The organism is Kangiella taiwanensis (assembly GCF_020005165.1).
In the GTDB taxonomy this organism is placed as follows: Bacteria; Pseudomonadota; Gammaproteobacteria; order Enterobacterales; family Kangiellaceae; genus Kangiella; species Kangiella taiwanensis.
The window spans coordinates 626,903-641,750 of sequence record NZ_JAHCLT010000002.1 but is presented as its reverse complement, the minus strand read 5'-3'; the positions used below and the strand labels follow the sequence as shown (position 1 = coordinate 641,750).

Here is a 14,848-nt window from a genome sequence, read left to right as displayed (position 1 = left end):
AGTTTTAGAGTTAAAAAAGGCACCTTCGGGTGCCTTTTTTGTTTCTAGTGGTTATGGCCTGCATGAGTAAAGTCTTTAATATTATGTTGGCGGCTGAGGTCATTTGCATTTTCTACGGCTTCTAACATCATGTTCAATGTTTCTTTGGAATAAAGCCTACCATTAGAGATAACGGTGTTTATAGTTCGTGTGTTCGAGATGTTATCCAAAGGGTTTTTGTCTAACAGTACTAGATCTGCTTGGTAGCCAATCTTTATTTGGCCTGACAAGATCTTCATGTGACTTGCTGGAGCCACTGTCGCTGAGAAAAGTACTTGCTGTTCGGTGAGTCCAATTCTAACGAGAGACTCTAATTCCTCATGTAAAGAAAAGCCGGGAACCATAACTGGAACATTGGCATCGGTGCCTGCCAGTACTTTCGCATTTTTGTCAGATAAGGCCTTTAATAGTATATGATTGGCTTTAACATAGGCTTCCCAATACAATTTATCTGATTCAAGTGCGTCTTGAGTATGATTTCCTGCGATTCTGTAAATATTTGAGTCGGGCAGCCAACCCATGACTTTTGAAGATAGAGGAGACAACTCAGTAATGCCTGGGTTGACGTAAGCTAGTTGCACATTCCGTAACGATTCTTCTAGTGGGGCGTGCCTTTGATCAGATATGCCCTCTATGAGTCTTATGGTCGACACGATCGCCATGTCTTTCTCAGTAATGTGCTTTGCTATATCGTGACTGCGGCTTTCAATGAAACTAATGAGCTCGTCTTGTTTTTCACGCTGAAAGCCTCCAAACTCTCGGAATAAAGCTTTGACCAATTCCTCAGTATGAGCAAGCTCTGTCATGTTAGATTGCCATATATCATCAAGGGTGACTGTTTTCGGAATATGACCAAGAAGCGGTAATTTGTGAGAACGTGAGCTTTTATCTAAAGCTAGAAAGTGCTCTTTATCGAGATGGGTGTAGACCTTAATCGCGTCAAACTGTTGGTTGGTCGCATTACCATAGATTTTTTCAGCATCACTCTTACTGTTCATGCTCATCATATTCGCGGTCCAGTCCTCGATAAGCCCTGTAAAAAAGGCGTTACTATTGATTCTTGCCGAGGCAACAAATAAATCAGGCCCTGGGCGTCCCTCGCGGATAGCACTTTTCCACTCAAGATGTTCTTGATTACCATTTAATTCACGAATATGAGTTACCCCGTTAGCAAGGTAAAGCAATAAGTCGTTTTGGCTTTGCCAAAGATGAATATGTGAGTCAAAAAGTCCCGGAATAAGGTACTTGCCTTTGCCATTCACGATTTTTGCATTAGTGGGTATCGGAGCACTGTCAGAAACTGCTGTGATAGTGCCATTTTCGATAAGAACGGTCTGATTATGGAGCATTCGGCCTGCATCAGGCGACAAAACATTCGTGTTTGTGATGGCGATAGTTTGCTGTGGTGTACGGAATTGGTCGTATTTGACGATTTCAGTCTGACCGCCCCACATGCGGTTAATTTGATAATCCATCCATACAAAAGTTACCAGACTTGAGACTAAGAAAAATCCTAGAAGGATCAATGACCATTTTTTTACGCGTTTTGTATTCATGATGTTCAGCTCCTGTTTTAAAGCTAACATCCTAATTTATAGAGGTTTTATTGCTGGTCGATAGTGGGGGAAGTCTGGTCGATTATGGGGTTTTTAATGTTTTTTGCCTAAATTGGGTCGGTGTCATCCCTTCAGTGGCTTTAAATGCCCGATTAAAAGGGGATAAGGAGTTAAAGCCATGATCGAGTGCTAAAGTGAGTACTGGTATGTGAGCATTATCCGGATTTGCTAGAGCCAGCTTAATGCTTTCCACCCTAAACTGATTAATATATGAACTAAAATTGGTATAGCCTAACTTCTGGTTGATAAACTCTCTCAAGCGATAAGCGCTAACACCAAGTCTCTTTGCTAGAGACTCTATGGTGAGACTGCTTTCTAGATAACACTTGTTTTCAATAATTTCTGTATCGAGTTTTTGTTTTAATATTTTATCTTTTGAGTTTAGGTTTATTGAGTCGGCTTTGAACTTTGAATAAAAATTAAACTTTGAAGGTTCGATACTGAGTAACCATAAAGCGAGCCCAATGATCGATGGCCAAATACTGAGGACATTCACGGTAGCTTGATATTTATGTAGTAGTATCGAGCCAAATACGATGGCTGAAAGAGTCGAAAGGATACTCATGACTAAGAGATAGCGACGGGTTTTACGACGACTTTCAATCAAATCATCGCTTTTTCCCTTGAAGCTAACGTAAATGATATGGAGCACGAGTGCGAAGGTGAAGCCGTTAACGATATAAGCCCACCATTTAGGTAGTGAACTCAGGGAGCCAAATGAAACGAATCGCTCCAATAGTATCGGCACGCTATAGAGCGCGATAACCAACAGGTGTAAATAGCCAAATTTAAAGTCCTTTTGGAATAGCGATAAAATAAATAGCCAAATCATTGCTACCATAAAGACATCAAGCAATCTCAAAGGAATTTCTACGCTAACCGGGAGCTCGAAGATCTTTGGAGTAAAGCCTAAAAAGTGACAGCTGATGCTGATGCAAGCTAACAGCAAATAAACAGTCGAGCTTGAGCGCTTCAGATCTCTGATGGTGAGAAATATCAGCAGTAGTAATATACCTAACCCAGAAAACCGAAAAAATGCATCGAGAAGTGTCATGTTGTTCTAGACTGGTTAGGACGTGTAATTAAAGTGTATGCACTTTTTGATAATATCTCAATATACTATCTAAACTCTGGTATTAAGAGCCCATAGCATTATTTATAATATTTTTGGTGTGTTTAGCCACTGTGTTCTAGGTGTGACTTCTAACTGAATTCCAACATCATTAGTCACGCTGATGATGTGGCTGAACCAATCTGAGTAAGACCACTTTCTAGGTCGCGGTGCTTGAAAAGCCTTGAGCCTTTGATCCCAGCAGACTTGGCGACCTTGTCGGTAAATATGTTGGTACATGCTTTTACCACCGCTTTCTAAATAAACACACAGTTCTCCCTGAGTGTTTATTTCAACTTTTGAAATCGGCTCAGGACGCATCATTACTTCCTTTTCCTTGAAAGTGAGCCTTTAACTTTAATAACGGGAGCAAAATGATAATTGCTACTAAGCCATTTATATAAAGGTGAGTTGTAATATTAAAGAACAACGAAAAAGTTGTATCAAAAACTAGCCATACCATAACTGCTGCAAAGAGAAGCCACCAATCTCGCGGTGTTTTGCTTTGAAAAGCTTTGCCTACTGCGCAATAGAATAGAAGTCCCCAGCTAGCAACCGTCGGACCAAACACACCAACCAAGAATCTCAGTGACTCTATATCGCTATCAGGAAAAGCATTGAGCAGGTGCTCGAAGTAAGATGTGGCTAGAGGTGTAAACACCATAAAAGGTAGTATCACGCCGCCAATAATGTGGATTACAGCTATCAACTTTAGCCATCTTTCTACACTTATCATACTTACCGCTTTATATATTGAGTAAGGTCATCGTATTCATATGAGTCAAAGCACAGCCTTATACTTCCATCCTTTGATTTTACTGGCTTGTATACTAACCTAAGACTAGCCTCTTCAAACCATTTGTCATTTGCGCAGACTATACTGCTTAATAATTTTGGATTTCCATGGGGCATGATTTCCATGTAAAACTTTAACTCAGGCTCATAAGTGATGAGTGAAACGCTGGAAGGGGTTGCTTCATCATAATCTTTAGGGTACAAAATCTGGTAAAGAGTATAGCCAGAGCTATTTTCAGGTTCTTTACCAATCGTGATTTTTGGTTTACCCGTTTCATTACAGGCTGACGCCGATAGGGAAAGAAATAATAATATTAAAGTTATAAATGTTTTGGGCATAATCATCTTGATTATATAAACCGATCAGTAATATCTTTTGTAGGTATCATACAGTAATTGTGTTTCCCAAACAGTTTATAACGGTTAAGGGCGATACGGTCATAAACCCAGTCTCTAAATTTTTTAGGAAAGACTCGAAATATACGAAGCCAAGGCCACGGTTTGTTGAGGTCTTTGATTACTTCGAAAAAGGCTTCCGAGCGGTAGTAGGGCGTTCCGTCTTTGAGTAGTACCATGGTTTGGTAGTCTTCTGTAGGTAATCCCAATGAGTTGAGTAGCTCCTGTCCTTTTGGAGATTGTACCGAACAAAACTTAAATTCAGCCTTGTCATCGCGTTTGATGACAAAAGGCACCCATTTAGAGCATAAGACGCATTCGCCATCGAAGAGAATAATACCACTAAAATTGCTTTGCACCGTTCACCCTGAAAAGTCTGATAAAAGTCGATTGATCTCTAAAAGAGTCTCTTTCTCTAGGCCTTCTTTCTCTATAAATCCCATTACCATTTTTTGATATACCCCTGAAGGGCTATGGTTGTGCTTAGAAGCAAGAGTGAACCAAGCAAAGGATTTAGGGTAGTCCCACAAGTGGAAGTATGCTTTTCCTAAGTAGTGCATAGCGAGAATCCTGCCTTGCTTTGCTTCTTTCTCTAAAAGCGTAATAATTAAGCGTAAATTTTTTTCTGCTTCAGAGTTTGACTTTTCAGTGGTTTGGGGCGTGACTGCAAAGGTGTAGCTTGTCAGTTTGTAATACATATACGTAGCTACACCATCATTTGCACGAAATCTATCCATTAAGCCTTTTAAAGCAAGTTTAGTTTCATCATCTCTTTTAGTTAGATTTTTTCCATCATAGTCTATATGCCTAGCAAGTTTATAATAAGCATATGGGTGTCCGTTTTTTGCCGCTTCACTATACCATTTCTTTGCTTTTTTCTTTGAGAAGTCAAAAGGCTCTAGAGGTTTATACCAGCTAGGGTAGCAATTTCTGTAGCCACTACACTCTACCATATGTTCTGCAAAGTCATACATTTTTGCAAGTGTATACTGTGCATTAATATCACCGCTTTCAGCCAGAGCTTTGATCTGAGGGTAGACTTTAATGTACTCACCTTTATAAATATAGGTAAGATATGAAGCTTCTTGGTTGTCGATTTTTTGCCATGAATCGAAATTATTAAATCCGCAAACAAACAAGCTAATGGATAGTAAATAGCAAACTTTTATTATTTTCATATATTTATGTTCTTATTAAATGCACACTATATCCATTAATCTTAACATATAGTAGCGGTTCTAACTTATTCAGAACTTATCCACAGGGTTATTCTATTTCGTATTGCCTAAAAGCTGTTAGTATATAGAATAGTTTTGAGTAGGCTTACGGCGCTACTTGTATTGATTGACCGCCCATTTTGATAATAGAAGCAAATCATGCTATCAGCACAACAATCTGACAATAGAATCAAAGACTTAAAAGTTCCTCCGCATTCCATTGAGGCTGAGCAGTCAGTGCTTGGTGGGGTTATGATCGATAATGATCAGTGGGAAAAAGTGGAAGAGATCCTGCTTTCGACCGACTTTTACGTCAAAAACCACCGTGAGATTTTCAAGGCTATGGCTGAGCTGGCGAATATGGCGAAGCCGATGGATGTTATCACCTTATCTGAGCATTTAGAGCAGATGGGTGAGGTTGATATAGGGTTAGCATATTTAGGTGAGTTAGCTCAGAACACGCCAACGGTGGCTAACATTCGAGCTTATGCTGAAATTGTTCGTGAAAAAGCAATTATGCGCCAACTGATTTCAGCATCGAATGAAATTGCTGATGCGAGTTTTAATCCGCAAGGACGTGGTCTGGCTGAGTTGCTAGACTTGGCGGAGCGGAAAGTTTTTGCTATTGCAGAATCTAGGGAAACCAGTGGCGAAGGTCCGAGCAAGGTTGAGGACATTTTAAAGTCTACGATTGAGCGTATTGAGCAAATCCAAAAGACGAAGGGTGGTGTGACTGGTCTTTCGACTGGATTTACTGATCTAGACAATATGACCTCAGGTTTACAGAAAGCTGATTTGGTCATTATCGCGGCCCGTCCATCGATGGGTAAAACCACCTTTGCCATGAATATTGTGGAAAACGCGGCGCTAGCTAGCGACTTGCCTGTGCTTGTTTTTAGTCTTGAGATGCCGAGTGAGTCGATCATCATGCGTTCGATCTCGTCTTTAGGTCGACTTGAGCAGAATAAAATCCGTAGCGGACAAATTCAGTCGAAAGAAGACTGGGACAAATTTAACAGCGGTGTTTTACAGTTAAAAAATCATACCAAGTTACTGATTGATGATACGGCGGGTTTGTCGCCTGCTGAGATGCGCTCTCGTGCACGTCGTGTTGCTCGTGAGCATGGTGGTATTGCGTTAATTATGGTGGATTATTTGCAGTTAATGCAGGTACCGGGCATGAGTGATAACCGTACGTTAGAGGTGAGTGAGATTTCACGTTCCTTGAAAGCTTTGGCTAAAGAGTTGGAAGTACCCGTTATCGCATTATCGCAGCTTAACCGCTCTTTGGAGCAGCGTAGTGATCGTCGCCCAGTGATGTCTGACTTGCGTGAGTCGGGCGCGATTGAGCAGGATGCGGACTTAATTCTGTTCATCTATCGTGATGAAGTTTACCATCCTGAAACTGAGCGCAAAGGCATTGCCGAAATCAAAATTGGTAAGCAGCGTAACGGCCCGATTGGCTCAGTGGAGTTGAGTTTCCAAGGCCAATATTCGCGTTTTGATAACTTGGCGCATAATGATTATGAAGCCATGGGCGATTACTAAGGTACTTTTTTACGCTTATGCGACCGACAACGGCTGTTATCGATCTTGATGCTTTACGGCATAATTTCAAAACTATTCAATCCATAGCCTCTGGTAGCCGCGTGATTGCTGTGGTTAAAGCGGATGCCTACGGCCACGGCTTAGCGAAGATTGCTAAAGCATTACCGGATGCTGAGATGTTCGCAGTAGCAACCCCTCGGGAAGCCTATACTCTGCGTAAAGCGGGAATTCAACAGCCTATATTATTGTTGGAAGGCTTTTTCGAAGAAAAAGAGTTACCACGAATAATCGAGAACGACCTTCAACTAGTCGTGCACCACAGTCCACAAATCGACGCTCTGAAGCGCTTAGAAACAGACAAAAAGATCCATATCTGGCTGAAAGTTGACTCTGGCATGAACCGTCTCGGCTTTAAGGTCGAGGAGCTTCCACAGATCGAGCAAGACTTGATGGATGTTGAGTGTATCCATAAGCCTATACGATTGATGTCGCATTTTGCGAGCGCGGATGACCCCCAAGACGGTTTTACGTCACAACAGATTGAAACCTTCCTTAAAAGCACAAAACATCTTGTTCTTGAACGCTCGATGGCTAACTCTGCGGGTATCCTTGAAGCGAAGGCTGCACATTTTGACTGGGTTAGGCCTGGCTTGATTCTTTATGGTTGTTCTCCAATGGTCGGCACCACGGGAGCAGACTATGGTTTACAACCCGTGATGAATCTAGAGTCTAAAATCATGTCGATCAGAAACGTCAACAAGGGTGAGTCGACAGGTTATGGCCGCCATTGGTTTGCGGAAAAAGATACCGTCATTGGCCTAGTTGCGATTGGTTATGGCGATGGCTATCCGCGTCATGCTAAAAACGGTACGCCGGTTTGGGTGAATGGACGTATTGTTCCGTTGGTCGGCCGCGTTTCTATGGATATGTTGGCCGTGGAACTAGGGCCTGAGCATAGCGATAAGATTGGTGACCGGGTTGTGCTTTGGGGTAAAGAGCTTCCTGCAGAAAAGGTTGCGGCTCACGCAGATACGATTCCTTATACCTTGAGCTGTGGCGTGACGGGGCGAGTGCACTTTGTTTACCGAGAGCAGAAAAGTCGAGAGTCCTAATGTCTGAGCAAACCACACTTTCTATATCAACTCATGGTCAAGGCCTATACGAGTTCACACAACAGGCTGCGGACTGGGTGAAAAAACAGGCAGTTGTTACGGGTATTTGTCACCTGTTTGTGCAGCATACTTCTTGCAGTTTGACCATCCAAGAGAATGCGGATCCCAGTGCAAGGGTTGATTTGGAAAACTGGCTCAATCGATTAGTACCTGAGAATGATCCCCTCTATACCCACACGATGGAAGGCCCAGACGATATGCCTGCACACATTAAGGCGATATTAACCAATGTGTCTCTGAGCGTTCCAGTTGTTGATGGTCGTTTGGCGCTGGGTACATGGCAGGGCTTGTATCTTTGGGAGCACCGTCACCATGCACATAAACGAAACGTCATACTTCACATAAGCAATTAAATGAAACCTATTATCTTTTTTAGAAAATTCCACAAGTGGCTTGGACTTATTATCGGTTTGCAACTGTTATTATGGGTTGTGGGCGGTTTTGTGATGAGCTTTTTTGACATAGAAGAGGTTCGAGGTGAGCACCGAATTGCTATGCAGGCTCAGGCTGACCTAACTCAACCGGTACCAGTTACGGTTAATCAAGCAGTGCAGACAACAAACCTTGCTCCTAAAAAGGTCCAGTTAAAATCTTGGCTTGGAAAGCCTGTTTGGCTAATCAGTAATGATCAGCAACAGTCAATTGTCGATGCGCACACAGGGGATTTAATATCACCGCTTGATGAAAGCCTAGCTCGTGATGTGGCCATGGCAGACTATTCTGGTGATGACGCAATTAAAGAAGTTCGATTGATCGAAGAGCCTTTAGGGGAGGTCAGGGGGAAAGCGCTACCATTGTGGCAGGTAACTTTTTCAGATAATGAAGAAACGCGATTGTATGTATCGCAACACAGCGGTGAGGTTGTTGCCCGCAGAAATGATACTTGGCGTCTATTTGACTTCTTTTGGATGCTTCACATCATGGACTATAAAGATAGAACTGACTTTAACAACCCGCTGTTGATCATAGCTGCGCTGTTAGCGATATTGATGAGCTTGAGCGGGCTTTACTTGGTCATAAAGTTAATCTTTCTTAAATCAAAAAGGCCTCGGTAGGTGGCCAAAAGTAACTTCAATTGGAAGTACGTTTGCTTTGCGGTAGCGTTACTGGCTATCGCTTTTTGGTGTGTTAAGTTACTGATCTTTAACTATTTAATATAAAAACACACGAATATTTACAAATTCCTATCTAACCCTGACGAAATTCACTTGTTTCTACCCCCGCAATCCCCATAATTAATACAGTGAATTGATCTTTTTTGGAGACTTCGATGTTACGAATTGGTTTGTTCTTATTAACCAACTTTGCAATTTTGCTTTTAGCTGGTGCGGTTCTTAGCTTTTTTGGCTTTGATAGTATCATGGCGCAAAATGGCGTGGACCTGAATTTAACGGCACTGCTGATCTGGTGCGCGGTTATTGGTTTTGCTGGTTCATTGATTTCGCTATTTGCGTCGAAGTGGATGGCGAAGAAATTCATGCACGTGCGCATGATTGATAAGCCACGCAATGAAACTGAGCAGTGGTTGATTGATACTGTGGATAGCTTATCCAAAGATGCGGGTGTTGGCATGCCGGAAGTCGGTATTTTTCCATCGCCTCAGTCTAATGCTTTTGCAACCGGTTGGAATAAAAATCAATCGTTAGTTGCTGTGAGCGAAGGGCTTTTGCAGCGCATGAACCGCGACGAAGTCCGAGCTGTGTTGGCACACGAAATAGGCCACGTGGCTAATGGCGATATGGTCACATTGACCTTGATTCAAGGCGTGGTGAACACATTCGTCTTATTCTTCTCAAGAGTTATTGGTCACTTTGTGGATCGAGTGATTCTTAAGAATGAACAAGGTCATGGCATCGGCTACTTTATTTCAGTGATGGTTGCACAGATTATTTTGACTATTTTGGCGAGCATGGTGGTTATGTGGTTCTCGCGTCGACGTGAGTTCCGAGCGGATGAAGCTGGAGCACAGCTTGCTGGCTCTGCGGCCATGATTGGTGCGCTTGAAAAGCTGAAAGTAGAGTACGATATGCCATCGGATATGGGCGAAACCTTTACCGCGTTTGGCCTTAAAAATGGTCGTACCGGATCTTTCCAGGAGAAATTTGGTCACCTTTTCATGTCTCACCCTCCATTGGATGCGCGTATCGCCGCGTTGAGAAACCAATAATCTCAGTGTATTAACTAGGCAATTGTCTGAAAGCGAGCTTCGGCTCGCTTTTTTGTGTCTGGCTTTTGTCTGAACACGGCTTGCCAGCTATAATAGCGCCACATTTCGACGCCAGTTTTATTATGACAAAAGCGCTTGACCGAAAAATTTGTATTGCTCCAATGTTGGATTGGACGGACCGTCACCAGCGGCGCTTCATGCGATGTATAACCAAGCACGCAGTGCTGTATACGGAAATGATTACCACGGGCGCTATTATCCATGGCGGCGAGGAGCGTCACCTGAAGTTTAATCAGGAAGAGCACCCAGTGGCAGTGCAGTTAGGCGGCAGTGATCCAAAAGACTTAGCTCATTGTGCGAAAGTCTGTGAAGATTATGGGTACGATGAAATTAATCTCAATGTGGGATGCCCTAGCGACCGGGTGCAGAATGGTCGTTTTGGTGCTTGTTTAATGGCAGAGCCGAAACTCGTTGCTGACTGCATGGCAGCCATGTCAGATGCGGTGCAAATCCCCACTACGGTTAAAACCCGGATAGGGATTGACGACTTAGACTCATACGAACACCTGCATACTTTTATTGATACTGTGCGCCAGGCCGGTGTTAAAACCTTTATTATTCATGCTCGAAAAGCCTGGCTGTCAGGACTCAGCCCAAAAGAAAATCGTGAAATCCCCCCGCTCAAGTATGACGTCGCATACCAAGTCAAAAAAGACTTCCCTGATTTAGAAATAATCATTAATGGCGGCGTTACGACTCTTGAACAGGTTGAAGACCACATGCAGCACCTCGATGGCGCAATGATAGGGCGTGAAGCCTATCATAATCCTTATTTTCTAGCAGAGGTGGATAATCGTTTTTACGGCAAGAGCTACGACATATCCAGTCGAATTGAAGTCGCCGAGGAATTTTGTAATTATGTTCAAAGTCAACTCGACCAAGATGTGTATCTTGGGCATATGACTCGGCATATTTTAGGACTGTTTTATGCTCAGCCAAAGGGCAAGCTGTGGCGCCGGCATCTGAGTGAGAATGCCTATAAAAAAGGTGCTGGTCTTGAAGTCATTGAAGAGGCATTAACACTATTTAAATAAAATCGCTATTAATTAACAAGCGATAGAACAGTTAAGGAAAGGAATCATGAAAAAGATACTAATCATTGGAGTCATCGCTGTTATCGTTGCTGTTGCAACTTTCGTTGTAAATCAAGCTGATGAGCCAGCACTTACTGAGCAAAAAATCTCAGAGCAGAATAGCCTTAATGCTTCAGGTGAAGCTGTAAAGTCTGAGGATTCTAACTCCACCCCTCAAGATTCAGATGAAAGCATAGAAGAAGTTGAAGCTGGTGTTATGGTTGTTGATGACTCACCCCTGACTGACAGCGAGAAGTATTGTGAGCAGTTGGCTGCATCGCCCGAAATTACTAAGTACAGAGAGGTATCACTTGAAACCTACAAAAAGGTGTATTCTCAGGTGGGAGACAGTACTTATGAAAAGTTACCATTAGAGTCAGTAAAGTCCTACGCCGATAACGGCGAGGCATCAGCTATGTGGCACTATGGTGTAGAAGTCATGTGGAAGGAAGCGCTTGGAAGCTATCGTAACCCAGTAAACCAGGAAAAACCGTTTACACAAGAAGAGTTATGGGAAGTATTGAAAAAGCATGACCCGAACTTTGAAATGTTCAATCATGGCAAAGAGTATGCCTTTAGAGCGGCAATACAAGGGAGAGTGGGGGCCATACTAGAAACTGCTAATATGGAAACCTTTCTGGCACGTCAAATTAAAATTAGAGAAGGTCGTGACAAGGATGCGATTAATGTTTTGGCCAGTGCTGTTGCCCACATTAAGTTAATGGAATATATCCATCGAAATGATCCTTCTGTAATTGCAAACATGGGGTTTGAGGAACGGATAAAAAATAAAATCAGTACTGCTTATAATTACGAAGAGTTTATGGAGAACGAAGAGTTTACTCAGCAGCTGAATAATAAAGTGAAACAACTTCTTCCTGAGTTAGAGCGTCAGTGGAAAGAACACCGTTTACAGCAGAGCCTACCTATACACTTAGACTTGTTTGATGACGAATTAGAAGCAGCCTTTATGGATTATGCGGATCAGTGTTTATAATAAGATAGAACAAATAACATTATGATGAAAAAAATCGTTGTTGCCTTGGTCGTGGTATTTATTGTCGCCTGGGTTTGGAACCTTGTTATTTATGACGTAGAGTTGCTGTCAACTCCTGAGCTTTCAACTGAGCGCGAAAATACGGTAGAAAAAATTTTCCCTTCTAAGCCTGACTTACCTGAAGTTGATAAGTCGCAGCCCATTAAGACACTTGTCAGTGAAGATAGCTTAACTAGTGAAGCTAGTGATGGAACTTGTGCTGATAAGTACCAGTCCCGTCCTGAGTGGAAAGAAATCGAGGCTATAATTAGTTCAATATACATGAACGGTGAAGAAGCGGCTGGGCAGGGTGTTTATCAGCAGATGCCAGTTGATGCTGTAAAGTCGTATGCTGATGCTGGTGATGAAACTGCTTTGTTACATTATGGTTCAGAGGTGATGTGGAAGGCCGCTTTTGGGATTTATTTGAATCAAATAAATCGCAATCCTAACGATGCGCGAGAGGAGCTGAAAAAACGTGTTAAGCAACACCGCCCCAATCTTGATGCATTTTATACTGGAGCAGATTATGCCTATCGAGCAGCTGTCAAAGGGAAGTTAGGGGGTATCATGGAAGTCTCGTCGATGAGCCGTGGTTTGCTAAGGCGAGTGATAAGGTCTGATATGTCGATGGAGGATGTTAAAACTGTACTAATTAAACGTCATGCGTACTTAAATCTGATGCAAACGATCCATACGAATGACGCAGAGTTACTTCTCTTCTTTTCTGGAAAGGATGAACTTGAAGAGGATCTCGGTGTTATCTTCGAAGGGAAAGCGCAAGACGATTTTTTAGTTGCTACATTAAAAGAAGAGATTGCTTCAGAGTCGGAGAAGTTACTCGAGCAATGGGGTAATGATAGAGCTCGTTTAGGCTTACCGCAGTATCCCGATGTCATTCCTGAAAGACTAGAGTTATTACTGAGCAATATGGAAAGAGAGTGTGGTTAGCTAAATGAAGAAGGTTGTATTGATTACTGCCACAATATTAGTCATTTTGTATATTCTATGGAGTTTTTTCTTTGTAGCCGAGCATGCTAGCGATGAAGTAACCATTTCAAAAGCAAGAATAAGTAAGGAAGTCGAAACAAAAGTAAAGTCACAGGTAACTAAAAGCGGTACTAAGCCCTCTGAAGGAACTAAACAAGCAGATCCTGAAGACTTTAAAGACTCTAGTGGCTGTATTAATGATCCTAATTTTCTTTCAGTTTTTAAGAGACTTGATGCTTTAGGTATTGGTCAGGCAAATCTAGTTGGTCGTGGTCACTATCAAGAACTAAACTTATCGAGCCTTGCTTCGTACGCCGATGCTGGAGAGCCGGATGCAATGTTTCTTTATGGTTTAGAGTTAGTCTGGAAAGGGCTTTTTGGGATGTATCAAACAAAGCATTATAGGGAGCATCCTGTGGGAAGCACTAGTTTCAAGGAGAGTCTTAAAAATCATAAAGTTGATTTAAGCAAAGTTAGGGAAGGAGAAAAGTATTTGTTTAAGTCAGCCGTACAGGGAAAGTTACTCGCTTTAGGAGAAATTGCGGCATACTTTGCGATTTCGGTTAAGAGTTTAAAGAAACAAGAGGAAAGTGAAGATCAGATCAAACGTTACTTAGTTGAAAGTCACGCTTATACACTGCTTATGAAGGATGTATTCAAAAATGATTACAGCCTCTTGGAATCTTTGACGATTGATAATAAGTCTCTTGATACAACATTGAAGATTGCTTTTCCTGATGGTGTACCTCAGGGTGTTGAGGCGGATTTGATCAATAAAGCCCAAAACCGCTTCAAGGAACTGAAAGAAAAGTGGCGGTCATCTCGAGAGTATTTTGGTTATGATGTATACCCAGATCTATTTACTACAGATGAAGAAGAGCTTTATATAACATGTAGTTAAAGTTGTTTATTTCTTGCACATTTGCATTGCTTTAGTCTAAAGTAATTAGCTCTAGGTTGCTCAATGGGGGAGCTATGAAGTTTTTAAAGAATTTATTCATCGGCATCGTTATCTTGGCTATCGTGTTGGTTGTGGTAGGCTTTTTTCTACCAAAAGATGTTCATGTTGAGCGTTCAATCACGATTGATGCAGCGCCGGATACAGTGTTTCAGCAGGTTAATACGTTTTCTGAGTACAACAGTTGGTCTCCTTGGTTTCAAAGAGATCCTGAAGCAGAATATAACTACAGTGGACCCGATAGTGGCGTGGGAGCCATGATGTCATGGAAAAGTGACAATCCACAAGTTGGCAATGGTTCTCAAAAGATTGTAGAAAGCACTTATCCCAAGTTTGTGAAGACGGAATTGTTGTTTGGTGACGATCCTGAGCCAGGTTATGCCACCTTTGAACTAGAGGAGCTAGCGCCTCGCCAGACAAAGTTAACTTGGAGCTTTGATGTAGATTTCGGTAATAACATCATCGGGCGATATTTCGGATTGTTTATGGACAATATGCTAGGGCCAGATTATGAAAAAGGACTTAAGTCTCTAAAAGCTAAGATAGAAAGCTAGTATGGCTACATACAATAAGCCTCAGTTTACTGGGGCTTTTTTATGTCTGTATCATAATTTTCAAAAGTGTATCAAAGTATGTATTTGCCCCCATTTTAGACGTCCATCTGTATAAT

17 protein-coding genes are annotated in these 14,848 nt (G+C 42.1%); 10 read left to right on the top strand and 7 right to left on the bottom strand.

The genetic code is table 11. From position 1 onward, the window contains the following. Positions 1–44: 44 nt before the first annotated feature. The 7 genes from KFK88_RS08550 to KFK88_RS08520 all read right to left on the bottom strand — a co-directional run bounded on the left by KFK88_RS08550 (position 45) and on the right by KFK88_RS08520 (position 5,135). Positions 45–1,595: an amidohydrolase family protein gene (locus KFK88_RS08550; protein WP_223578579.1), complete on the bottom strand. Its 1,551-nt coding sequence runs from the start codon at positions 1,593–1,595 to the stop codon at positions 45–47. A gap of 82 nt (positions 1,596–1,677) precedes the next feature. Then, positions 1,678–2,709, bottom strand: a complete 1,032-nt coding sequence (locus tag KFK88_RS08545; protein ID WP_223578577.1) for a helix-turn-helix domain-containing protein — start codon at positions 2,707–2,709, stop codon at positions 1,678–1,680. 102 nt (positions 2,710–2,811) lie between these two features. Next, positions 2,812–3,090, bottom strand: coding sequence for a hypothetical protein (locus KFK88_RS08540; RefSeq protein ID WP_223578576.1), 279 nt, complete (start codon positions 3,088–3,090; stop codon positions 2,812–2,814). Next, entirely contained in the window at positions 3,077–3,502 is a 426-nt protein-coding gene (locus tag KFK88_RS08535; protein ID WP_223578575.1) for a hypothetical protein, read from the bottom strand. Before KFK88_RS08535 ends, KFK88_RS08540 begins: the two co-directional genes overlap by 14 nt. A gap of 2 nt (positions 3,503–3,504) precedes the next feature. Beyond that, a complete protein-coding gene (locus KFK88_RS08530) occupies positions 3,505–3,900 on the bottom strand; it encodes a hypothetical protein (protein WP_223578574.1) in 396 nt (131 codons plus the stop codon). A gap of 11 nt (positions 3,901–3,911) precedes the next feature. Beyond that, a complete protein-coding gene (locus KFK88_RS08525) occupies positions 3,912–4,316 on the bottom strand; it encodes a thiol-disulfide oxidoreductase DCC family protein (RefSeq protein WP_223578573.1) in 405 nt (134 codons plus the stop codon). A gap of 3 nt (positions 4,317–4,319) precedes the next feature. Beyond that, positions 4,320–5,135, bottom strand: a complete 816-nt coding sequence (locus KFK88_RS08520; protein ID WP_223578572.1) for a tetratricopeptide repeat protein — start codon at positions 5,133–5,135, stop codon at positions 4,320–4,322. Positions 5,136–5,333: 198 nt separating this feature from the next. On the opposite strand from KFK88_RS08520, the gene dnaB reads away from it, so the two are divergent. The 10 genes from dnaB to KFK88_RS08470 all read left to right on the top strand — a co-directional run bounded on the left by dnaB (position 5,334) and on the right by KFK88_RS08470 (position 14,732). Further along, on the top strand, positions 5,334–6,722 hold the full coding sequence (gene dnaB / locus KFK88_RS08515) for a replicative DNA helicase (RefSeq protein ID WP_223578570.1): 1,389 nt from the start codon (positions 5,334–5,336) through the stop codon (positions 6,720–6,722). A gap of 17 nt (positions 6,723–6,739) precedes the next feature. Beyond that, positions 6,740–7,834, top strand: a complete 1,095-nt coding sequence (gene alr / locus KFK88_RS08510; protein ID WP_223578569.1) for an alanine racemase — start codon at positions 6,740–6,742, stop codon at positions 7,832–7,834. After that, positions 7,834–8,247 carry a secondary thiamine-phosphate synthase enzyme YjbQ gene (locus tag KFK88_RS08505; protein ID WP_223578568.1) on the top strand — a complete coding sequence of 138 codons (414 nt, stop codon included), beginning with the start codon at positions 7,834–7,836 and terminating at the stop codon, positions 8,245–8,247. Before alr ends, KFK88_RS08505 begins: the two co-directional genes overlap by 1 nt. Beyond that, positions 8,248–8,949 (top strand): PepSY domain-containing protein, encoded by a 702-nt coding sequence (locus KFK88_RS08500; protein ID WP_223578567.1) that lies wholly within the window; start codon positions 8,248–8,250, stop codon positions 8,947–8,949. Between the two features lie 215 nt (positions 8,950–9,164). After that, complete coding sequence (htpX, locus tag KFK88_RS08495) at positions 9,165–10,061, top strand: protease HtpX (protein WP_223578566.1); 897 nt, start codon at positions 9,165–9,167, stop codon at positions 10,059–10,061. A gap of 122 nt (positions 10,062–10,183) precedes the next feature. Beyond that, entirely contained in the window at positions 10,184–11,155 is a 972-nt protein-coding gene (gene dusA / locus KFK88_RS08490) for a tRNA dihydrouridine(20/20a) synthase DusA (protein ID WP_223578565.1), read from the top strand. A 46-nt stretch (positions 11,156–11,201) separates the two neighbouring features. Next, positions 11,202–12,191: a hypothetical protein gene (locus KFK88_RS08485; RefSeq protein WP_223578564.1), complete on the top strand. Its 990-nt coding sequence runs from the start codon at positions 11,202–11,204 to the stop codon at positions 12,189–12,191. A gap of 21 nt (positions 12,192–12,212) precedes the next feature. Continuing rightward, positions 12,213–13,181: a hypothetical protein gene (locus KFK88_RS08480; protein WP_223578563.1), complete on the top strand. Its 969-nt coding sequence runs from the start codon at positions 12,213–12,215 to the stop codon at positions 13,179–13,181. Positions 13,182–13,185: 4 nt separating this feature from the next. Beyond that, a complete protein-coding gene (locus tag KFK88_RS08475; protein ID WP_223578562.1) occupies positions 13,186–14,121 on the top strand; it encodes a hypothetical protein in 936 nt (311 codons plus the stop codon). Positions 14,122–14,195: 74 nt separating this feature from the next. Next, positions 14,196–14,732: an SRPBCC family protein gene (locus KFK88_RS08470; RefSeq protein ID WP_223578560.1), complete on the top strand. Its 537-nt coding sequence runs from the start codon at positions 14,196–14,198 to the stop codon at positions 14,730–14,732. Positions 14,733–14,848 lie beyond the last annotated feature (116 nt).

What these genes read in the sequence shown, in the direction of transcription:
- KFK88_RS08485 (WP_223578564.1), top strand. Translation starts at nt 11,202, where the DNA reads ATGAAAAAGATACTAATCATTGGAGTCATCGCTGTTATCGTTGCTGTT.
- htpX (WP_223578566.1), top strand. Translation starts at nt 9,165, where the DNA reads ATGTTACGAATTGGTTTGTTCTTATTAACCAACTTTGCAATTTTGCTT.
- KFK88_RS08520 (WP_223578572.1), bottom strand. Translation starts at nt 5,135, where the DNA reads ATGAAAATAATAAAAGTTTGCTATTTACTATCCATTAGCTTGTTTGTT.
- dnaB (WP_223578570.1), top strand. Translation starts at nt 5,334, where the DNA reads ATGCTATCAGCACAACAATCTGACAATAGAATCAAAGACTTAAAAGTT.
- KFK88_RS08540 (WP_223578576.1), bottom strand. Translation starts at nt 3,090, where the DNA reads ATGATGCGTCCTGAGCCGATTTCAAAAGTTGAAATAAACACTCAGGGA.
- KFK88_RS08500 (WP_223578567.1), top strand. Translation starts at nt 8,248, where the DNA reads ATGAAACCTATTATCTTTTTTAGAAAATTCCACAAGTGGCTTGGACTT.
- KFK88_RS08480 (WP_223578563.1), top strand. Translation starts at nt 12,213, where the DNA reads ATGATGAAAAAAATCGTTGTTGCCTTGGTCGTGGTATTTATTGTCGCC.
- KFK88_RS08505 (WP_223578568.1), top strand. Translation starts at nt 7,834, where the DNA reads ATGTCTGAGCAAACCACACTTTCTATATCAACTCATGGTCAAGGCCTA.
- KFK88_RS08545 (WP_223578577.1), bottom strand. Translation starts at nt 2,709, where the DNA reads ATGACACTTCTCGATGCATTTTTTCGGTTTTCTGGGTTAGGTATATTA.
- KFK88_RS08550 (WP_223578579.1), bottom strand. Translation starts at nt 1,595, where the DNA reads ATGAATACAAAACGCGTAAAAAAATGGTCATTGATCCTTCTAGGATTT.
- KFK88_RS08470 (WP_223578560.1), top strand. Translation starts at nt 14,196, where the DNA reads ATGAAGTTTTTAAAGAATTTATTCATCGGCATCGTTATCTTGGCTATC.
- dusA (WP_223578565.1), top strand. Translation starts at nt 10,184, where the DNA reads ATGACAAAAGCGCTTGACCGAAAAATTTGTATTGCTCCAATGTTGGAT.
- KFK88_RS08530 (WP_223578574.1), bottom strand. Translation starts at nt 3,900, where the DNA reads ATGCCCAAAACATTTATAACTTTAATATTATTATTTCTTTCCCTATCG.
- KFK88_RS08535 (WP_223578575.1), bottom strand. Translation starts at nt 3,502, where the DNA reads ATGATAAGTGTAGAAAGATGGCTAAAGTTGATAGCTGTAATCCACATT.
- alr (WP_223578569.1), top strand. Translation starts at nt 6,740, where the DNA reads ATGCGACCGACAACGGCTGTTATCGATCTTGATGCTTTACGGCATAAT.
- KFK88_RS08475 (WP_223578562.1), top strand. Translation starts at nt 13,186, where the DNA reads ATGAAGAAGGTTGTATTGATTACTGCCACAATATTAGTCATTTTGTAT.